The 20,339-nt window shown below is 60.5% G+C and carries 18 protein-coding genes and 5 pseudogenes; 5 read left to right on the top strand and 18 right to left on the bottom strand.

Going from position 1 to position 20,339, the window contains the following annotated elements; translation table 11 throughout:
- Positions 1-444: 444 nt before the first annotated feature.
- The 8 genes and pseudogenes from BLM14_RS32715 to BLM14_RS20040 all read right to left on the bottom strand — a co-directional run.
- Positions 445-588 (bottom strand): hypothetical protein, encoded by a 144-nt coding sequence (locus tag BLM14_RS32715; protein ID WP_418314258.1) that lies wholly within the window; start codon positions 586-588, stop codon positions 445-447.
- Between the two features lie 209 nt (positions 589-797).
- Positions 798-969, bottom strand: a pseudogene (locus BLM14_RS32710) (IS6 family transposase); the annotation flags it as partial.
- A 102-nt stretch (positions 970-1,071) separates the two neighbouring features.
- Positions 1,072-2,433 (bottom strand): phosphatase PAP2 family protein, encoded by a 1,362-nt coding sequence (locus tag BLM14_RS20065; protein ID WP_237143598.1) that lies wholly within the window; start codon positions 2,431-2,433, stop codon positions 1,072-1,074.
- Positions 2,434-3,575: 1,142 nt separating this feature from the next.
- A complete protein-coding gene (locus BLM14_RS31145; RefSeq protein ID WP_157929559.1) occupies positions 3,576-3,740 on the bottom strand; it encodes a hypothetical protein in 165 nt (54 codons plus the stop codon).
- Positions 3,741-3,844: 104 nt separating this feature from the next.
- Positions 3,845-4,924 (bottom strand): lipocalin-like domain-containing protein, encoded by a 1,080-nt coding sequence (locus BLM14_RS20055; protein WP_100001641.1) that lies wholly within the window; start codon positions 4,922-4,924, stop codon positions 3,845-3,847.
- Positions 4,914-7,321, bottom strand: a pseudogene (locus BLM14_RS20050) (FtsX-like permease family protein). The gene BLM14_RS20055 and the pseudogene BLM14_RS20050 overlap by 11 nt, the downstream one beginning before the upstream one ends.
- Positions 7,321-7,977: an ABC transporter ATP-binding protein gene (locus tag BLM14_RS20045; RefSeq protein ID WP_100001639.1), complete on the bottom strand. Its 657-nt coding sequence runs from the start codon at positions 7,975-7,977 to the stop codon at positions 7,321-7,323. Before BLM14_RS20045 ends, BLM14_RS20050 begins: the two are co-directional and overlap by 1 nt.
- A gap of 193 nt (positions 7,978-8,170) precedes the next feature.
- Positions 8,171-8,452 (bottom strand): annotated as a pseudogene (locus BLM14_RS20040) (DDE-type integrase/transposase/recombinase); the annotation flags it as partial.
- A gap of 1 nt (position 8,453) precedes the next feature.
- Here BLM14_RS20040 and BLM14_RS20035 point away from each other — a divergent pair.
- Positions 8,454-8,674: pseudogene (locus tag BLM14_RS20035) on the top strand (IS5/IS1182 family transposase); the annotation flags it as partial.
- 33 nt (positions 8,675-8,707) lie between these two features.
- On the opposite strand, the pseudogene BLM14_RS20030 reads toward BLM14_RS20035, so the two are convergent.
- Positions 8,708-8,812 (bottom strand): annotated as a pseudogene (locus BLM14_RS20030) (IS110 family transposase); the annotation flags it as partial.
- A 504-nt stretch (positions 8,813-9,316) separates the two neighbouring features.
- Between BLM14_RS20030 and BLM14_RS20025 the strand changes: the two are divergent.
- Genes BLM14_RS20025 through BLM14_RS20010 form a run of 4 tightly spaced genes read left to right on the top strand, consistent with a single transcriptional unit; the run spans position 9,317 to position 11,751 of the window.
- Positions 9,317-9,775 carry a thiosulfate oxidation carrier protein SoxY gene (locus tag BLM14_RS20025; protein WP_100001637.1) on the top strand — a complete coding sequence of 153 codons (459 nt, stop codon included), beginning with the start codon at positions 9,317-9,319 and terminating at the stop codon, positions 9,773-9,775.
- A 21-nt stretch (positions 9,776-9,796) separates the two neighbouring features.
- Positions 9,797-10,123 (top strand): thiosulfate oxidation carrier complex protein SoxZ, encoded by a 327-nt coding sequence (gene soxZ / locus BLM14_RS20020; protein ID WP_100001635.1) that lies wholly within the window; start codon positions 9,797-9,799, stop codon positions 10,121-10,123.
- A 2-nt stretch (positions 10,124-10,125) separates the two neighbouring features.
- The gene (locus BLM14_RS20015; RefSeq protein ID WP_100001633.1) at positions 10,126-10,476 is read left to right on the top strand and encodes a c-type cytochrome; all 351 of its coding nucleotides are present in this window, start codon (positions 10,126-10,128) and stop codon (positions 10,474-10,476) included.
- 6 nt (positions 10,477-10,482) lie between these two features.
- Positions 10,483-11,751, top strand: a complete 1,269-nt coding sequence (locus tag BLM14_RS20010) for an NAD(P)/FAD-dependent oxidoreductase (protein ID WP_100001631.1) — start codon at positions 10,483-10,485, stop codon at positions 11,749-11,751.
- Positions 11,752-11,759: 8 nt separating this feature from the next.
- Here the strand turns inward: BLM14_RS20010 and BLM14_RS20005 are convergent, their stop codons facing one another.
- The 9 genes from BLM14_RS20005 to BLM14_RS19975 form a co-directional block, all read right to left on the bottom strand.
- The gene (locus tag BLM14_RS20005) at positions 11,760-13,946 is read right to left on the bottom strand and encodes a heavy metal translocating P-type ATPase (protein ID WP_237143597.1); all 2,187 of its coding nucleotides are present in this window, start codon (positions 13,944-13,946) and stop codon (positions 11,760-11,762) included.
- Positions 13,943-14,671, bottom strand: a complete 729-nt coding sequence (locus BLM14_RS20000) for a sulfite exporter TauE/SafE family protein (protein WP_100001629.1) — start codon at positions 14,669-14,671, stop codon at positions 13,943-13,945. Before BLM14_RS20000 ends, BLM14_RS20005 begins: the two co-directional genes overlap by 4 nt.
- A 56-nt stretch (positions 14,672-14,727) precedes the next feature.
- Positions 14,728-14,850, bottom strand: a complete 123-nt coding sequence (locus BLM14_RS32460) for a hypothetical protein (RefSeq protein WP_257791436.1) — start codon at positions 14,848-14,850, stop codon at positions 14,728-14,730.
- 167 nt (positions 14,851-15,017) lie between these two features.
- Positions 15,018-15,227: a hypothetical protein gene (locus tag BLM14_RS19995; RefSeq protein WP_100001627.1), complete on the bottom strand. Its 210-nt coding sequence runs from the start codon at positions 15,225-15,227 to the stop codon at positions 15,018-15,020.
- Positions 15,199-15,375 (bottom strand): hypothetical protein, encoded by a 177-nt coding sequence (locus BLM14_RS31140; RefSeq protein ID WP_157929558.1) that lies wholly within the window; start codon positions 15,373-15,375, stop codon positions 15,199-15,201. Before BLM14_RS31140 ends, BLM14_RS19995 begins: the two co-directional genes overlap by 29 nt.
- A gap of 3 nt (positions 15,376-15,378) precedes the next feature.
- Positions 15,379-17,064: a cbb3-type cytochrome c oxidase subunit II gene (locus BLM14_RS19990; RefSeq protein ID WP_100001625.1), complete on the bottom strand. Its 1,686-nt coding sequence runs from the start codon at positions 17,062-17,064 to the stop codon at positions 15,379-15,381.
- Entirely contained in the window at positions 17,061-18,494 is a 1,434-nt protein-coding gene (locus tag BLM14_RS19985) for a cbb3-type cytochrome c oxidase subunit I (protein WP_100001623.1), read from the bottom strand. Before BLM14_RS19985 ends, BLM14_RS19990 begins: the two co-directional genes overlap by 4 nt.
- Before the next feature lie 157 nt (positions 18,495-18,651).
- Positions 18,652-19,116, bottom strand: a complete 465-nt coding sequence (locus tag BLM14_RS19980) for a c-type cytochrome (RefSeq protein ID WP_100001621.1) — start codon at positions 19,114-19,116, stop codon at positions 18,652-18,654.
- 13 nt (positions 19,117-19,129) lie between these two features.
- Positions 19,130-20,266, bottom strand: coding sequence for a metallophosphoesterase family protein (locus tag BLM14_RS19975; RefSeq protein WP_100001620.1), 1,137 nt, complete (start codon positions 20,264-20,266; stop codon positions 19,130-19,132).
- Positions 20,267-20,339: the final 73 nt, after the last annotated feature.

Here is a 20,339-nt window from a genome sequence, read left to right as displayed (position 1 = left end):
TTGCGCGCGGTCAGAATAAATTTGCCAGTGATTTCAATGCGTTATATGCTGCTTAAACAAACGAGTGGGAGTGACCGATATCATCGGCGGCGATAGCGTAGATTTGGCGGTGTTCACTACCACCTGATTTCGCGCCGCTTTTGGCCTCCGTCCGGTTCTTCCGCCATGTATCCAACGCCGTCTGTGGATTAGAGCGCGGTCGAAGCAGGCCGTAAAGTTCATTTAGGTAGCTGGAGCACCATAGCGTAGTCTGGCGTGCAATTCGGCGGGGTCGATCACTGGAATACACCGAACTGAACCCAGCTATCGCTAGCTTTCGAAGCCGAACTCTCGATTAGCCGCCGCGGCGCTCCGCGACCCTAATCGACGGATTCAGACGATGCGAGAATGCCGGGTTCTGTTGCAACGGCTGAGTTGGGTTGACGAAGGCTGATACGATAACAGCTATGCAGTGAGGATCGCGAACTGCTCAGCCAAGGATGGATTCGGATTGAAGGCGTACCTCGCCTGTCGTTTGCGCATCATGTGGACCATTTCGATGCCGGAGAGGATGATACGGGCGGTCGTCTCCGATTTGAAGCCGAGCATTGTCCGCACACGGCGCTTGATGCGCCGATGATCCTGTTCGATGCGATTGTTATCAGGCATGAATAGGCGCGACGCGCCAATCCGCATTTCCTGAGATGGATGAATTGAGTACGATCCGTCTACCGGGATTGGCGTGTCGGGAGCACGCATGGCGGGCAGGCCGAAGTACCATTTGCCGGTGACGCAACGTTTGCGCCGGTTGAAGCGCTCCAGCAACAAGGGCGAATAACGAACGGCCCAGCGGTGGATGGTCGTGTGATCGACCAGAATGCCGCGTTCGGCCATCATTTCCTCAAGATCGCGCAGGCTCAGATTGTAGGCAAGATACCAGCGTACGCAGAGCAGGATCACAGATTGGTCGAACTGGCGGCCCTTGAACATCGAAACCCTCTGAAAATATTCGACGGTTTCCTTGCCATGCTGCCAGTAACCAAAACGGTGCAACAGATCCTTGGAACCAGGGGCCATTCGGCTGCAACCCAGCTAGTCTGCTCCGTCGGTCTTTGCGCGCTCGATGAATTTCCCCGCGACTGCCTTGCCGAGTACCACACCAGTCTGGTTGTCCATTTCGTAGTGGATTCCGGCCCAGATGCGGGAGTCGCCTGCCTCTTTGCCAATCGCGCGGATGAACTCGGCGTGGTTCGGGAACAGAGAGGCCAGAACTTCGCATCGCGCGGTCGAGAGCGTGGAGTGGTTCGAGGGATAGCTGGGAAAGTTCGGCGCTGGGAACAGCGGGGTAATGTTCGGGTCAAGCTGGTGCGGCCGCAGATACCAGTATGCGTATTTGCCATCGTTGCTTGCGATGAACGCGTCATGATAAACCGATGCCAGCATCGCATAAGCGCGTGCGGCGCGCGGAGGATCGTAATCCGTCTTGTCTTCAAACATCCACTTGCTGGCATAGTCATACCAGCTGGTCATCAACCCTGCTGGGCTCTGCCAGTAGAATGCTTTGTAGTTGCTCAGGAATTTTCGCTCAAACTGTTGAACCGCATCGGCTTCCGCCTTCACCGTTGCCGAGTGGCAGTCGGGAGGGGCCGGCGGCCTGAATTCATCGGCAGAGGCCAACAGGATCGGCTTCCAACCTGGCATGGTCACATTGCCGGGTTTTTCGCCGATCCACTTGCAAGGCCCGGTTGGAACCGTGCCGGTCCAGACTGCGTCGGAGCCGTCGGTTTTTGCTTTTGCAATCACCTGGTCAGCCACGCGCTTTCCCAACGCCAGACCGGCGGATGCGTCGCTCGGAAACTGGAGACCGGCCATCACACGCGAGCCCGCGGCTTCCTCGGCCATGGACTGGAACGACGAAGCCTCGTCCGGGAAGAAATAGGAAAGCACCGCAGCGGCGGCACCGGCTGCTGCAGCATGCTCGGAGGGATAGGAGGGGCTTCGCGGCGTGGGTAGGACGGCCTTAAGCGTTGGATCCATTTCGGTGGGTCGCGGACGACTGTAAAAGGCCTTCGACTCCCACGCGGCGATGGTCGCGTCATAGATCGCCATCGTCATATAGGTGTAGATGCGGTGCGGATAGGGTGGCAGCGTCTGGCCCGTCAGGTAGCGGCTGTTAACGAGGTCGATCCATCGATAACCGGGCGAACCGGCATCCCAGAAGATGATCCTCTCGGCCGACTTCGCATCCTTCTTGGCCAAGAGATCCCGGACCTGCGCCAGTTCCGCTGCCGCAGCGGCGGCATCGGGGGGCGGAGGGACCCGAAAATCCTTACCCGATGAAATCACCCAGGTCTTCCAGTTTCCGGCGTTCGGCTCAATCAGGCCAGGCTCCGCCAAGGCGATGTTGAACAAACATAGCACGGCTGCAAAAACGGTGAATAATGAACGGATCATGGCAGGCCCCCTCCTGGTCGACGTGTGTCGACCTGGATATCGGACTCGACGAGACGGTTGCGAATGCTTCGGTCCCCGCGCCAACAAGAAAGGACATTCAGTTCCCCATCCGCTGTTCAAACAATAGCGCGTCGATACCCGTGCTTCTGCCAAACAATGCATTTGCGGCCAAGCCGATCAGATATCGAGTGGGTCGGATACCAATCCATAAAATACTCCCTTCCGGCCTCCATTGCCACTATGATCCGTGCCGCGAATACACTGAGCTTGCCCGTTATGAACCACGACCGACGTAACCGAGGCGATCGATCAACTGTTTGGCCTCGATGAGGTCGGGGTATCAAAGCCTTCGGTAAACCAGGCGTAGACGGGCGCAAGCAGGCTCTGCCCTCTTCGTAACGCCCGAGGTGGAGGCGCGCGAGGTTCATGACCGCTCTCAGCAATGTCAGTGCGGCAAGATAGAAATTCATGCCCATGTCCGCTCCGGTCGCGGCAATTCCCGCGACGCCCTCGCGCATGTTCTTGATGCCTTCGTCCATATGTCCCAACTGCCCGAGTGCCCAACCGAAGTAAAAGCGTCCTGTGGCAAACCAAACCTAATTGATTCATCACGCTGCTTTTCGGCCCACTCACGACCTACCTCAGGTTCCCGCCGCGTAAGATGGACAATTGCCAAGTTCGCCTGGACCGTGGCCAAGGTAACGGAATGAGACTCTCGCTCAGCCAGAGCCATCGCCTCTCGGCCGCGCGCAAGAGACTGATCCGGATAGCCGCGTATGCAGAGCATCAGAGCAGAGAAATTCCGGCAGCAAACGCCGGGATCATGGCCCGTATAGATATAGGTCGGTGATCCCTATCGGGATCTGAAACCTGATCATTCGCGCTTGCCACCGGTGCGTGTTGCGATCAATTTTAACTTATGGAAGTGAACCCCGTGCCGCAATTGTAAAATGGGACGACGGCCTCCAGTGCTGACGTACTGAGGAAGAGTTCGCTGGATCATTGCATATGCAGGAACTGTTTTCCCCCTTGATACGGCAGATGTTATGGTTGCAGTGGAAAAGCAGCTGCAGGAACCCGTCTGAGGCTTCGCACAAGAGCCGCGATTTCATTCTTCGCACCAACGAGTGCACCGCCGGTGATTAGAACGGCAGCTGTTGCAATACGCCAATCCAATATGCCCCTGCAACAATCAGAAGGATTGCTGAAATCATTGGTATGAAAAACGCCATCCCTCCTAGCAGTTTGATGTTGCCGTGCTTCAAACCGACATCCCACACCTCATCTGCGCCGTCCGTCAGATCCACGGCAGGAATCAGGGTGCAGTTTCATCCGCCATGGAGGAAACGGTTGGATGACGCCCGGTCTTTCGAACAATATCTTACGGCAAAGTCGTTGCGGCTGAATACAATCAGTAACCGGTCATTTCGAGGTATCCCCGCCCTGTATGGGAGCCTTTGAAGCTTATTGGACCTTCCCAATAGGGCGTCCGCGTCGCCATCCACGCCTCGCGGTTGAGCGCGGTCGTGGTAATATTGAGATTGCGAGACGGCAATTCGATGCGCCATGCAACCGGGATATCGCGACCGGCCACACGCGCGGTGTCGAGCGGCGTCAGCTTCAGTGTCCCTGGAGGTAGCGGCGTCGGCTTTCCTTCTGCGGAAATCCATGTTGTGGATGTAAATCCGCTACCGCCATCCCGCAGGCGAAAGCCCATCAGCTTTTCACCGCTGTCGAGATGCAAAGAGAACCAGTCCCATCCGGTCTGATCTGCTGCCAATGGCTGTGACGACCATTCCCGGTCTAGCCACGCTTGCCCTGTGACGGCAACCTCGCCTTCCGGCAGAACAAGCTTGCCCTCGACGGAGTAGAAAGGCTGCGAGTAATAATAGCTTGCCTGCCCTTTTGCGGATTTCACGGAGTAGCCGTTCTGGCCCTGCAGAACGAGAGGACCGGTTGCGTGAAGCCGTAGATCGTAGCGAAACTTCGCACCAGCGGCCTTGATTTCGATATCCGACAGCCCGTCTTGTTGGCTGCCGCCCACCAAGCTTTGCATCTGCCAATCGTCGATCCAGGCCGCAAAGGGCGAGGCGGTCACGCCGGCCTGGCCGACTCCACCACGGGCAAGGCGCTCGGCAACATACTGCTGCCTTTGCGTCGTCATCGCCGCGTGGCCCATCCAGACCTGCGGGCTCGACCAGCCGGTCTTCTCGCCCGGTGCAAGTGCTGAGCGAAAGAGCGTCCATTGTACGCCATACTCCGTGCCGTCGGCGGATTTCAGGTTTGCCGTCAGATACCACCACTCGATCCGATAATTCGGATGCGACCCATGATCGACCGAAAAGTTCAACGCGATCCCGGGCTGAGGAACCGCAAATCCCTCCGCGGTCGTACCAAGGCCGGCAAAGCCCTGGGCACTAGCCGTGCCGCCGAAAGCGTTGCAGAGCATAATCACGGCAGAGAATGTCGACAGCACAGATCTAGCGTTCATTGGCGAAGACCTTCAGAAGATCGGTGGGCGTGACCCGCGCGAGACGCCTCAGGGGGATCAGCGCCGACAGCAGCGCGGCGGCAAGCGCGATCGCCCCAAGCCGCAGCCAGTCGGCCGGGAACAGATGCATCGGCAGTCGCCATCCGAATGCCTCGACATTGACGATCGCGAGCAGTACCCAGGCAAGCCCGATGCCGACCGGTAGCGCAGCAAGCAGGGTAATGACGACGAGCACCATGGCTCGTGCCAATTCAAGAAGGACCAATTGCCGCCGCGTCAATCCCATTGCCCAAGCTGGTGCCAACTGCGGCAGCCGCATCCCCGACAGGGTCATCAGGCTTGCAAACATCGCCAGGCCCGCAACCGCAAGGGTCAGCACATTCAGCGCCGCCGTCACAGCAAAGGTCTGTTCGAAAATTTGAATCGACCGGCGTTTGAGACTCGCCTGATCAACCACGTTCTGCTCAGGAAGATCGAACTGCTTGCGCAGCTCGCTGCCCACTCCGGCGACCTTTGCGTGGGCCAAGCGCAGACCGTAGCGAAGCCGGGAGACGCCCGGATAGTGCGATGTCAAGGCAACTATGCCGACGATGACCTGTCCGTCGGATTGCCATAGTCCGAATAAACTCCCGCGATCACTGTCGTCCAGCCGCCGGGCAGGATGAGAGGATCGCCGATGTTCAGATGATGGCGGCGCGACAGCTGCTCATTGACCAAAGCGGCCTTGCCGCGGGCCACACGATCCCAAACGTCGGACGCCGCCTGCAACAGGGGCCAGTTGTCGCGATAGGTCGCATCATCCGCTACGCCGAAGATCTGCACTGGCTGTCCTTGGACGTCGCCTTCGACATTCCAGACCGGGAGGATGGCGTCTACCCGAGGTGTGAGCCATTCGCGAAGGGCGGTAGCCTCAGTCTCGGTTCGTGCCGTGACGTAGAGTTCGGCAGCCAGTCGCTGATCGAGCCAGCCGGTAAACGTCAAGCGGAAGCTTGACACCATCGTTCCCACGCCGACATTTGCGGAAAATGCCAGCAAGAGTGCCATCAGCGCCAGCGAAAGGCCGGGCAATTGCTGGCGTGTGTCCGCCCAGAACCACGCCGTCACGGGTCTCGCCGACCAGCGCTGCATGACGAGCAGGAACAGCGCGAGGAGGACCGGCAACATTAGCGCCGCTCCCAGAAGCAGGCCGCCGAGGATGGAAAACCCGGCGATCAGCCCCGTACCCCAACGAGCGAGCGCAAGCGTCAAAGCAAAAAGCGCAACCGCGGCTATCGCCTGGATGCGAAACGCACGTTCCGACGCCCGCGCCCATGCACGCGGTTGGGCCGGTGCCAGCAGAGGCATGCGCCAAATGCGCCAGAGACTTTGCGCGGCCGACAAAAGTGTTCCGAAAACCGCAATGCCCAGTCCCGTCGCCCACCATGTCGGGCGCAACGTCAGCGCCCCCGGAATACTGGCGCCATAGAGACTTTGCAGGGTTGCGGCGACTCCCGGCAGAAGAAGCGATGCGACGAGATAGCCGAGCGCCACCCCGGCGACGCCTGCCGCCAGCGCCAGCATGATCAGTTCCGTCAGCAAAAGACCCGTCAGCGATCGCGCCGACACACCGAGCGAACGCAGCGTCCGGAAGGTTGAGCGGCGCTGTTCGAAGGCTAGCCCGATTGCGGAATAGACGATGAACAACCCGACCGCGAAGGCCAGAAAGCCGAACGCAGTCAGGTTCAAGTGGAAGCTGTCGGTCAGTCTCGCCAAATCGCCCTGGGAGTCCGGTTTCTTCAGCGTCAGTTGCGGCGCAGTCGTCGCAAGCGTGGCACGATCGACAGGCTGATCCGGCGAGACGATCAGGCGGCTGATCTGGCCGGGCTTTCCGAGCATTGACTGGGCTATCCCGATATCGGTGATTGCAATTCCCGGCAGCAGGTCTTTTGCGATCCGCAATGGCGGCGTTTGCTGACCTGCCAGCTGTTCTACCGTGGCTGGCGAAACGTAGAGCAGCCCCGGTGGGGTGATGAACGGCAGAAGACTATCGCCTCCCGCCAGATCCACCTGCTGCGCTTCGCGCGGCAAGCTCACAGGATCGATGCCGAGGACGTGCAGCCGCGCGGCGCCGAGACGCAGCTGACCCTCCAGGACTGGAGACACCCGCCAGCCAGCCCGGCTGAGATCGACAAAGACCTGCTGCGGGATTGTTGTCCCGTCTGCCGATACCAATTGTTCGAGGCGATCCTGTCCCAGCATCGACGCTGCACGATTGTAGCTGGCGCGCGCCTCAGCATTGATTGCCTGAACACCCGACCAGAGGGCGGTCGCCAGTGAGAGACCCATGAGCAGCATCGCCAGTTGCATCGGCTGCCGGCGCCAATGGGAAAGCAAGGCGGACATGCTCGCATAAAACATCAGGCGATCCGCCCGGCCCGAAGGTGCACCCGTGCATCGAGCCGTTCGGCAAGCCGCGTCGAATGCGTCACCATTAATAGAGCTGCCCCGGTCTGCACCACCAGTTCCAGCATCAGCGCCAGCACCGCATCACCGGTCGCCTCGTCCAGATTGCCCGTCGGCTCGTCGGCGAGCACCAGCTTTGGACGCGCAGCCAGCGTCCGCCCGATCGCCACCCTTTGCTGCTGGCCGACGGAGAGCTGTTCGGGGTAGCGCTTCAACAGGGCTTCAAGCCCAAGCTTCTCGACCAATTCCGATTGCCAAGCCGAATCGTAGCGTCCCGCAAGGCGCGCATGGAAGGAAAGATTGGCTCCTACATCAAGCGAAGGGATCAGGTTGAATTGTTGAAACACCAGTCCGACCACGCCGCGCCGCAATGCGGCGCGGCCGACGTCGTTCAGCTGCGAGATATCCTGACCGGCGATTTCGATGCGGCCGGAGTCCGGATGGTCCAGCCCTGCCGCCAGGTGCAAAAGTGTGCTTTTGCCGCTGCCTGACTCTCCGGTCAAAGCAAGGGTTCGGCCGACTTCCAGCCCGAGATCAACCTCGCGCAGGACCTCCAACGGCCCTTCTGCTGTCCGATAGGATTTACTCACTTTTTGAAGCGCGATGAGCATTGGCTCCTTCGTGGTCAGGGCACCACGCAGATTTCTTAACGACTGATCTAATCGTCCCTAGAACGAATAAAAGGCGATACCGGAAATTTGGCGCACGTTCGGGTGATCTGCATCGGTTGATTACGTCGCATATGATAGCCGGGAACTGTAAGAGCGAATAGAACGTTTACAGTACAAAATATCGTGGAGGCTAGACATGTGCGATCAGCATGATCTTAAAGCCAGTGCGGAAAGCCTTTGACCGGTAGCATGACCCGTTGTCGGTCATTACGCGCTCGATACAGATACCCAGCCTCGCATAGTAGGCGACGGCGGCCTCCAGGAAGGCAACGGCGCTCTCTTTGCGCTCATCTGACATGACCTGCACAAAAGCGACTCGCGAAGCGTCATCAATGCAGACGTGAACGAACTCCCAGCCGATCCCCAGATGGCGGTTGACAACGCCCGTTTGCCGTCCGGTGATGCGATGTCCCAAGGCGGCCGAGCGCAAAGCCTGGGCCAACATCCCGCCGAAGGCAAACCGCAAGGGCTCTTTCTCATTCTCGCGCTGGGTTTATAGGCAACGAAATCTCGTGGAGAGATTCTTCAACAAGATCAAACAGTTTCGAGGCATCGCTACACGCTACGACAAGCGTCCAGAAAACTATCTCGCTGCTGTCAACACGTCGCGGCAAGGATCTGGTGTCAGAGTTTATGAGTCGACGCCTAGCTAGGCACGCGGGCAGATTGGCGAAGAACGCAGCGTTTTTCGCATGATCACCTTTCCTTGCACGTCTACGCCGTGAACTTCAAAGACATATTTCGCTAGATCCAGACCTATCCGAACAATTTGCATGGCATCCTCCTTCATCGCGTTGATGGTCAAGATTCCACCTCAATGGGAGGGCGGGGTCCATACCATTGGCGCCCGTTTGGCAAGGTGATTGTGGGCGATGGCGCTACCTTCGGTTGGGCAATCCACCGCGTGCAATCGCCAATGCAGCTGGTCTCGCTCTCTGCGACGGGCCCATTCGCAGCCCGTGGACCTGCGGGAATCGACGCCAGCAACAATGGTAAACTCGCCCTTGCTGCTCATCAGGAAAAAATTCATCCTTTGAACGCTTTACGTCGCGAACACTGCTGTGTAAGCTTGATCTCGTTGCGAACCGAATGCGCTAGTGTGAGGTTCCGAGGGCAATCTGGAGCCTTGGGCGTTTCCTTGAGATTGCACCCAGCCGTTGTCGCCGAAGCCTCCCTTCTAGGAAGCTGCCACACTGGTGTGTCCGAATGTGCCGCCTGCTGCCGCCGATGCGTCGTTGGAATGGGGCAAAAAGGTGGCATGGTTTGGGAGACAGGAACAATGAGCTTGACGCGCCGCGATGTATTGATCGCCGCCGGCTATGCGGGGAGTGCAGGATTTGCCGGTGTCGTGCTCCTTTCGCCGCAGGCCGCGCGTCCGAGCGATGAAGCGCTGGAACTCGTCAAACAGCTCACCGGGCGGACGGCCACGGAGTCGGATCGCCTTCACCTAATAATGCCGGCGGTCTTCCCAACCGGATACACCGTGCCCATGAGCCTTGACATCGACAGCCCCATGACCGAGACCGACCATGTGAGGCAAATCCGTGTGTTCGCGCCGCAGAACCCGCTTATCGAAGTCGCCAGTTTCCATTTCGTTCCGCAACGCAGTCTAGCTCGCGTGTCGACGCGCATCCGCCTTGCCAAACCACAATACGTCGTGGCGGTTGCCGAGATGAATGATGGCACATTGCTCATGACAAAGACCTGGGTCCACGTCGCCACCAATGGCTGCGCCTGACATCCGGGAGGGAGGCGGACAGTGATCACCCCCACACCACGCGTGGTCGTACCAAGCGCTGCGGCGAAGGGCGACGTTTTTCAGGTCAAGACCATCATCAGCCATGAGATGGAAACAGGGCTGCGCCGCGATGATCAAGGCGATGTGATTCCGCGCAAAATCATCAACAAGTTTGTCTGCCGCTGTAACGATGCCGTGGTGTTCAGCGTCGATCTTCACGAGGCAATTGCCGCCAATCCGTTCATCGAATTCTCCCTGCGGGCGACGGAGAGCGGCCGGCTCGATTTCCTCTGGGAAGAAGATGGCGGCGCCATCTATGCGTTATCGCACCAGCTCACGGTCACTTGATCATGGCTGTGCGACGGACACCTCTCAGTTTCCTTGGCGCGCAGCGGATGCGCCAGATTATTGCGCTGGCGATCACCGCGACCTTGGCCGGTCTCGGTGCGGATCGTAGCAGCGCGCAAGACATCGACCGAGGGGCGCAGCTCGCCGCGACCTGCGCTTCCTGCCATCGCCTCGACGGCGCCGGCACGGGTATCCCCACCATAATCGGGCTCGGTGAGGAGAAGCTCACGAGTGCCCTGCTTGCCTACCGGGCGAGCGAGAGTCCAAATCACATCATGCACGCTATCGCGCTCTCGCTCAGCGACGAGGAGATCGCGAGCGTCGCGCGCTATGTCGCAGCGCAGGGAAAGTAACTCGCCATGAAATCCTGGACGCGTCGCGAGTTCGGCTGCTTGACTGGAGCAGCGTTGCTGACAGCGCTCGGACCGCCGGCGGCGCTGGGCCAGGCCAAGGCGCGTGTCGTTGTGATCGGCGGCGGCATCGGCGGCGCAACGGTCGCCAGATATCTCGCCGCCAGCGCCACGGCCATCGACGTGACCCTGGTCGAGCCGCGGCGGATCTACACGACCTGCTTCTTCAGCAACCTTTATCTCGCCGGGCTTCGCTCGCTCGAATCGCTCAACCATGGTTATGATGCGCTGACAAAACAATACGGCATCACCGTCGTTCATGAGTCCGCCGAAGCGATTGACCCGGCGGCGAAGACCGTGGCGCTGAACAACGGTTCGAAGCTTAGCTACGACCGTCTGGTTGTTGCGCCGGGCATCGCATTCAGGGATCGGGCGCTTGAGGGCTATGATGAAGTGGCGATGGAGATCATGCCGCACGCCTGGAATGCAGGGCCGCAAACCAGGCTGTTGCGCCAGCAACTGGAAAGCATGGAGGACGGCGGGCTTTTCGTGCTCGTCGTTCCGCCGAATCCGCTTCGCTGTCCGCCCGCCCCCTACGAGCGCGCTTCGCTCATCGCGTCCTATTTCCAGCGCAGCAAACCCAAGGCCAAGATTCTGATCCTCGATGCGAAGGACAGCTTCACTGCGCAGGACCTGTTCCAGGACGCCTGGAACCGCCACTATCCGGGAATGATCGAGTGGCTGCCGGCCCAATTCACCGGTGGGGTCAAAGCGGTCGACGCGAAGACCCGATCAGTGATCACCGCGGGCGAAACATTCAAGGCCGCGGTCGCCAATGTCATCCCGGCGCAAATGGCCGGGCGCCTGGCGCAGCAGGCAGGCCTCGATAACCAGTCGGGCTGGTGTCCGGTCGATCCGGTCACCTTCGAATCGGCGCTGCAGCCCGGCGTCCATCTGGTCGGCGACGCGATCATCGGCGGAGATATGCCGAAATCCGCCTTCTGCGCCAACAGCCAGGCCAAAGCCTGCGCCTTTGCCATCGCGGCCGATCTCACCGGATCAGCACAATTTCCGGCGCATTTATTCAACACTTGCTACACTTATCTCGCCCCCGACGATGCGTTCAGCAACGCCATCAGCTTCAAGCCTGTGGAAGGGAAGCTCAAGAGCGTCCTGAGCTTCGTCAGCAAGGTCGAGGAAAGCGCCGAGATCCGCCGCCAGGCGGCGCGCGCGGCGGAAGGCTGGTATGACGCCTTCACGCACGACGTGTTTGGCTGAAGCGAAACTCAACTCCGCTCGACGGCCGGGCCGGCCAAGACGGAAGTGCCGGCGCCCTGGCGGGCGCTGTCCGCCTCGGCGCCGGATTGCTGTTGCGCGATCGGCGATGGAACTGGATCAGGCAGCCGTTCCAGTCTCAGCGAATTCATCACCACGAGGATGCTCGATCCGGCCATGACTGCCGCCGCCAGGATCGGCTGTAGCAATCCGAGGGCCGCGAAAGTGAGCGCGACGAGGTTGTAGCCGAACGCCCACATGAGGTTGGTTAAAATGGTCCTGCGGACCGCGCGGGCCACGTCGACGACCCAGGGCAGCATCCACAATCCGTCCGCGGGCAGCACGATTGCCGCAGTCTCGCGGGCGAGATCGGTGGCCGAGCCGACGGCGATGCCGACATCGGCGGCGCCGAGCACCGGCCCGTCATTGAGGCCATCGCCGACCATCGCCACTACATCGTGGCCGTGCCGGAGTCCGCCGAGGACCTCCCATTTGGCCTCGGGCGAAAGACCCGCATGCACGGCCTGGATCCCGACCATGGCCGCGATCCGCTCCGCCGCCGGTGCCAGGTCGCCGGTCAATAGCGCAACGTCGAGCCCGCGCTCACGAAGTGCCGCAATGGTCGCCTGCGCCTCGGGAAGCGGCGAATCGTCAAGCGACAGCATGGCACGGACCCGCTCGCCCCAAGCGACATAGACCAGCGAATGACCGCTCGCCTCGCGCGACCGCGCACGCTCAACCAGCGCCGAGGGAAGCGGCCAGCCCAGATCATTCATCAATCTCACGCTCCCCGCGGCCACGGGCTCGTCGTTTGCGCTGCCGCGGATGCCACGGCCGGGAACCGTCCGGACATCACGGGTCGCGAGCGGGGTGATGCCGCGCGCAGCGGCTGCCGCTGCGATTGCCAGCGCTAATCCATGTTCGGAATGGCGCTCCAGACCGGCGGCGCGTGCCAGCACATCGTCGATGCCGACCCCGTCGCGGTCGATGCCGACGAGACGCGCTTTGCCCGCCGTCAAAGTGCCGGTCTTGTCGAAGGCGAGCAACCGCACATGCGCGAGGCTCTCGAGCACGCCGGGGTCGCGGACGAGGCAGCCGTGCCGCGCCAGCCGGCCGATGCCGAGCGATGTCGCCATTGGAGCGGCGAGGCCGGCGGCGCAAGGACAGGCAACCACCAGCACCGAGAGGCCAATCAGCAACGCCCGATCGAACGGCAATGACTGCGCCCAGTAAACGATTGTCAGCCCGCCGAGGGCGAGAACGAGGGGCACGGACACGCCAACGACGCGGTCGGCAAGGCGCTGGGTTGGACTGCGACGGCCCAGCGCTTCGCGCACCGACCGGCAAATCTGTGCCCAGCGCGTTGCGGTTCCATCACCGCTGCTCTGGATCAGGAGCGGGCCGTCGATATTGATACTGCCGGCAATCACCGTGGAGCCGGCGCCCTTTGTCACTTGCCGGCTTTCTCCGGTGATCACGGCTTCATCGGTGTCCGATTCTCCCTCGACAACCACGCCGTCGACCGGAATGCGGTCGCCGGGCCGGACCCGCACCAGCATGCCCGCCTTCACCTCCCGCACCGGGCGGAGAGTCTCTGCCGCGCCATCGACAACAGTTGCGCTCTCGCTTTCGGCGGCCAGGAGCGGTTCGAGGTCGCGCGCCGCCCTGGCGCGGCCAACAGCCTCGAGATAGCGGCCAACGGTGAACAGCATCAGCACCATCACGGCGGTGTCGAAATAGACGTGCGTGCTGCCCTCGAACGCGGCAAATGCCGAATAGAGATAGGAGGCAGCGACGCCAAGCACGATGAGGGCTGACGATGTCACGCGTCCCTGAATGCCATTGAGCCACATTTCGCGCAGATAGGGTCCGCCGAGGATCACCACCGCTGGCGTCGCGAAGATCCAGAGCAAAAGGTGAATCCACGGCAGCACGCCCGCATCGACGCCGGTGAATGCGTCCGAATAGAGAAGGAGGCTGAACATCATGATATTCATGGAGAGAAAGCCGCCCACGCCGAGCTGAATCAGAAGCCAGGCGGCCTCCCACTCTTCGTGTCTGCCGTTCTTCACCTGAAAGGCGATACAACAGCCATAGCAGCAGAACGCGCAAGCCTCGCCGTTGATCCTGCGCTCCATCGGGCGCAGGCCGATGGGCAACAGACAATGGCTGCACAGGATATTGTCACACGCGGTCATGCGGGAAGTCCTCCCAGCCAGGCATGGCCGATATGAACGTCCGAGGGCAGCAGACCACGGCCGAGCGTGATGAGGCCGAGCAAAAGAATAAAGCCGCCGGCCAACCGGACGCCGCGCTGCCGCCAGGCTGGCCGAAGAACCTGGCCGACGCCGCCCATCATCAACATTGCGGGAAAGGTTCCCAGTCCGAACGACGCCATGACGAGAAAGCCGGGAAGCGCTCCGGCGGTGCTTGCCGCCTGGGCGGCGAAGGCATAGACCAGCGGACATGGCAGGAAGCCGTTGAACACGCCAAAGGCGAGCGGCGCAGTGCTGCTTCGGGCTGTCATCAGACTGCGCAGGGACATCGCAAACGTGCTGCCGCCGAATCCGATCGCCAGGCGATGAAAGACCTGCAGCAAGCCGAAGAACTGCAACGCCATGGCAATCATGAGCAGGCCAGCGACAATCGCGAGAATTCGCTGGGCGATGTCGAGGGAGCCGTCCAAGAGCGGCGCGGCCATTGAATCTTGCGTGGTGCAGATGACCTGACCGAGGGCGCCCGCGAGCCCGCCCACAAAGCAATACGTTGTCAATCGGCCGGTATTATAGAATAGGTGGCGAAGTACGGTTGCGCCGCCCCCTTGCTGATCGCGGCCAAGCGCGCAGGCAAAGCCGCCGCACATGCCGATGCAGTGAAAGCTGCCCGCGAACCCAGCGGCGAAGATCATGAGGTAATAGGTCATAGGCAGACCTCCTGTCGATGCGCCGCTCATTCAACGAAAAGTGTTGTTCCGCGCCGCTATTTGCGCACGAGGTAAGCCACCCATACGAAGAAGGCGATGTGCGCTATCGCGCCGCCGATAAAGGCGATCGTTTGGTACGGACTCGCATTTGCGAACGAGAAAACGGTATCCTCAAGCATAGGCCTCCTCCTGGTCAGCCGAAATAAACAAGGGCAACGTTCATGGCGAGCGCGGCGAGCAGCAGGAAAAGATTCAGAATCGCAACTCCCATTAGTATCTTAGCTACCAGCATCTCCTGCTTCCTCTCTCAACTCGTCAGCCATCCTAGCGTGCGCGACTGTGCTTCCTAACCGATCCGTCCCGGCCCGACCCCGCCCCAATAATGGTAGGCGTAATAGAGCCCCCAGATGAAAAGAACCGCGTAGACGACCAGGAGCCATACCGGGAGATACCCGTGTCGAGCCTGGATGGTACCGCCGGCATACTCCTCCAGCTCGTGGTCGTGGTCCGAACCTTGATCCGAGCCGTCATTCTCCGGTGTGCTTGGCGTTGTCATTTTCCACTTCCCTTTCGTAGAATCTGATGGCCGCGTCATCGGCGCCGTGGAAGGCGCCTGAGAGCACGCCCCAAACGAAGACGCAAAGCGCACCAAGGCTCATCAACATGGCGCCCGCATAAGGTCCGGTGATCTCAAATCCGAGCATAACTCAGCCTCCTTCGGTAGTATTTCGTTTGCCGGTCACCGGCCCCCCGTTACCTTCATCGAGTTCGGAAGCCTTCTGCGCCGGGTCCGTGCCTGGAACATAGGCCTTCGCCGGGGAATCTGCCTCCAGCGTCAGATCATTAAGCGCCGCGCGATCCGTGTCGCTGATCGTCAGCGTTTGCAATGTGAGCGGGTCTTTGTAGGCGGAAAGTGCGAGAACGTAATAGGAGAGCGCCCAGCGGTCCTCCTCGGGCAACGAGTCTCGGTAGGAGGGCATGGGCGTGCCGCTCATCCCAGTCGTCATGGTCCGAAAAATGTCTTCGACCGTTGCCCCTGACTTGAACTGGCCACTAGTGAGGTCGGCCGGCACAATGCCAAAACCGAGATCATCCTTCAGCCCGGCGGCTTTCTCGCCGTCGCCCTTTCCGGTCATGCCATGGCACTCCCAGCATTTGGCGACCTGCCAGACTTCCTTGCCGCGGTCGAGGATTTGCTGGGAAGCCTCGGGCGGTTTTGCGATGTACAAAGGAGCACCGGGCGGCTCCTCGACGAAGAACGCATAGGGCTCGGCCGGGTCGGAGCGGTCCACCGCCAGCTCATACTTGATGTATTGAATGACCGCGAGCCTATCGTTGAGCGGCAGGTCGTACCAAGCGGGCATCGCCGTGCCGCGAACTCCGCGAGTGATCGTGCGCAAGAGGTCACCGTCAGTCGGCAGCGGCTCCTTGGTCAGCCGGAACTTGAACACCGCCGCAGCGAAACTTCGCGGGCGCTGATTGAACATGAAGGTCGCCGCGGGCCCGTTGCCGTCGCCCGCTATCCCGTGGCAGCCGAGGCACCGCCGCTCATAGACCTCCTTGCCACGCGCGATCCATTCGCTTGAGCGCGGCATCGTCGCGTCCATGACTTCAAGTTGCTGCGGCTCGAACAGGTCGCGCCACTTGCCGCGATTCATGCCGAGCTTCTGGACATAGGCGATGAGACCTTCCAGGTCTTTCGTCTCGGCGGCGATCTTGACCGCGCCGCCTTTGTATTCCTCGTTCGGGATGACAATGACTGGAACCTTGCTGCTCGCCTCCAGCGGGACGAACAGGAGCCCGTCAGCGTTCGGCGTAAGCTGGATCCGTTCCTGACTGGCGAAGTCGAACAGCCGTTCGGTGACCTGCGTTCTTTCCAGCGTACGATTGCCGGCTCCGTCGTCGATGATTGCGACCGGCTGCGCCGGCTCCTCGAACAGTCCGCGATACGGCGCCATGATCGAATCCGGGGAGAGCATGCGTGGATTCCAGAAATGGGCAAGATGCCACTCGTCGCTGAACTTAAGTCCGACCCGCATCAGATCCGGTCCGATGCGCCGTGTGCCGAACAAGTGCGGCACGTCGTAAGCGAACTCGCCTGACTCGGTCACCGGACCCCAGCGGCGCGTCTCGCCGGTCACCGGACGCACGTACTGGGAATGACAATACCAGCAACCTTCTCGCAGATACACGTCGCGACCGAGCTGTTGCAGCGGCGTGTAATCGGTGGCCTCGGTCATCATCCATTTGAGCTGGCCGAAATCGGTGCGGACCACGGCGGTCACCCGGCTTGTTCGCGCCGAAGGTTCGAAAAATGGCAGGAAGCCCTGGGTGACGACCGCGGCGAAGAAGAAAAAGATGCCGGCCACCAGGGTAACGAATCGCGCGCTCATCGGGCTGCCCTACCAGCTGGAACCGCTGGCGCACCGAATGCCCGACCGCCCACAGTTTCGGCGGGCCGGGTCAGCGCCGTCATCATCAGATCAATGACGAGAAGCGACATTCCAATGTCCATACTGATGCCGCCGACGGTACGCACCAACCAATAGGGTCGCATCGAGAGCACCGTGTCGAGCCATTCGGTGCCGGCCATCCACTGGAAGCCTTGCTGCAGTCCAGCGGCAGTCAGCACCAGGCCCATGGTGGAGATACCGACGGTGATCAGCCAAAATGCCCAATTGCCCATCGTGAACGACCAAAGCTCGCGCCCGCAGGCCCGCGGCCAGACATAAACCAGGCCGCCCATTGCCCAGACCACGAACGTTCCGAACACTGTGAGGTGCGAGTGCGAGATGACGAAATCCGTGAAATGGGTCGGTTGCTGGATCGAGCGCAAGGCCTCGGTCGAGCCCTGGAAACATCCCACCAGATACATGAGCGAGCCCATGATCAGAAACTTGGCCGGGAGGTTCTTTCCGAAGGCGTCCCAGCGGCCCTTCACGGTGCCGAAGAAGTTCACCAGCACCGTCCACACCGGAATGATCAGCAGCATGGACGTGACGATCGCGATTGTCTCGGCCCAATCGGCGATCGGGCTGTAGAGATAATGATGGATGCCGACGAAGGGGTAGAACAGGGCGAGGGACCAGAAGCCGACGAGCGAGAGCTTGTGGCCATAGATCGGATTGCGCACGCTGATCGGCAAGAAGTAGTAGATGAGCACGTAGCCCGCCGGCGTGATCCACAGTCCGACGATGTAGTGAATGTAGAGGCCGTGGAAGGCCGCGCTGTTGATGCCTGAGATCGTGTAGGGCAGGATGATGCCCAGTACGAGATTCATCGTCGTCCACACGAAAGCCCCGATCAGGTACCAGAGTGCGACATAGAGCGGCGCCTCGAGGCGCCGGGAGATGGCTATCAGGAATTGTGCGGTCGCCACGGCAACAACGAGAAAGATCGGGATTTTGGCGAACAGCGGGAACTCGCCCGCTTCGAGGCCGTGATTTGCGCCGAACGGCAATGCGATAAGCGCAGCCGCCACGGTGACATTCCACAGCCAGGCCAACGGTACCCCCCATTGCGGCCATGGCACCCGCACACCGCAAAGGCGCGGCACCAGGTAATAGCATTCGCCGATGAAGAGGGAGGAAAAGGCGCCAAAGATGACGCCGTTGACGTGGACCGGGCGCAACCTGCCGAAGGTCAATCCCAAGGTGGTGCCGAGGTAATCGGGATAGTTGAAAAGTCCCGACAGCGCCACGCCGACGGAAGGTGCGACCAGGAGCCAGAACATGCCCCAATAAAGCCAAGTTCGCACGACCGGCCAATCGACCAGATCATCTAGGTCGACGCCGGCGAATCTGCCACGCAATGTTTCTGCCACGGCGTGCCCCTCCCATCACGCGCGCTTGAGCCGCGCGACTCTTCAGCACTCAACTCCAAACTTCACCGGCACCGGGAACCACCCAATGCCAGTCGCCGGTTTCAGATTGCTTCCGGCGCAAGTCGTCTTCTATGCAGCCGCGCCAAACCGAAAAAAACTAATGCTTGCCAGGGACCAATACCGAGCCGGCGTTTGACCAGTGGATGTACGCTTCCAAAGCCTTCATCGCTTCCGAATCGAGATCGATCTTTTCGCCCTGATTGGGTTTCTCGATGCACCAGTTGATCATGTCGCGTAGCGTCGAAAATTTGCTTATTTCTATCTGGAATTTCGGGTAGGACTGCGGGTGGGTGTCGGAGGCCATGGGATGGCACATTGCGCAGGCCATTCCCGTGGTGGAGAGGACGACGTTCATCTGTTTGGCGGTTGCTGCATCGCCGTGGAACAAGAGGTCGCCCTTCCTGACCTCCTCCATGAACACATCTTCGTACAGTTTCAACTGCTCCGGTTTGTGCGGTGCCTTGTGGGCACTGGTGGGGCCGACGAGGACGGCGACCGTCGCAATCGCACCGGCGAGGGACGGACGGCACAAAACGCCGAGAAATGTCGCTCTGATTGTCATAGCCATTCCTCCCTTAGTATGGCCACATATTGTCCGCCATGCGCGGCCGCAACTTCTCAGGTTGACTCAACGAGGAATCCGGGTCCGATTGAACGAAAACCTCCTTGCGCCCCCACATGATGTACTCGACGTCGACCCTGTCGTCGGCGTTCACGTTCACGGTTTCCCAGCCGACCCCATCGAAGTGATCGCCGGGGTCGACCCGGATCATCGGCTTGGTCAGCTTGGGTACGCCTTCCGGGGCATAGGGCCACGGCCAGGAGGTCGCCAGCATGCCGATCGAGCGCATGCTGCCGATCTCGTTATAGAGCACCTGGTGGACGTGACCGTGGATGTTGGTGACCTTGGTATATGGCTTCAGCACCTCGTTCACTTCGCGCCAGTCGCGCACCCAGAAGTTCCAGGGCGGGTAGTACTCGTAGAGCGGATTATGGCTGAAGATGACGATCGGTTTGGACTTATCCCAGTCGGCGAGTGTCTTCTGCATCCAGTCGAGCTGGTCGCGGCCGACGCCGGCCCACGCGCCGGCAACCGTGCCGTCGAGGGTCGCCATATGGCCCATGCGCTCCTCCGGTGTCATCTTCTTCACTGTCCAGTAGTCCGGACCCCGGCTGACCGTATCGAGCCCGATGAAGCGCACGCCCTTGTGGTCGAAGGTCCAGTTGGGCTGGCCGAACAGCTCGCCCCACTTCTTGCCCATATCCAGATACCAGTCGTGCTCACCCGGAATGTAATACTTCTTGATCGACAGATCCTTGAGGAGCTCGACGCCGAGCTCGAGTTCCTCAATCTTTCCGAGCTGGGCCAGGTCGCCACCAAAGATCAAAAAGTCGGCAGGTGGATCCATGGCCTGGACCTCTTGCACGGCGCGCACCACCTTGTCGACGAAGCGCGTATTGAGGGATCTCTCGTAAAGGTGGGTGTCCGAAATCCAGGCAAACTTGAAGGGCGCTTCGGCGGCGTGAGCGACGTCGATGGTGTTGAGCAGCGGCCACCACGCGAAGGTCTGGCCGACGGAAACGGCGCCGAACAGCAGCGATCTGTGAATGAAGGTGCGACGGGTGAGTTTGAGCGAGTCGTCGGGGCGTACCCCAGGTTGCTGCAGCACCGCATGCATTTCGCGCCGAATGCGGTCAAGCTCGTCGGACATCAGAGTTCCTCCTCAGTGCAGACCGTTTCTTAAAGCGTCGGTCTTTTCATAGGAACGCGACCCTGTTGGGTCA

It is taken from the genome of Phyllobacterium zundukense (assembly GCF_002764115.1).
Taxonomy (GTDB): domain Bacteria; phylum Pseudomonadota; class Alphaproteobacteria; order Rhizobiales; family Rhizobiaceae; genus Phyllobacterium; species Phyllobacterium zundukense.
The sequence above is the reverse complement of the archived record's forward strand: the minus strand, read 5'-3'. Positions and strand labels throughout refer to the sequence as shown.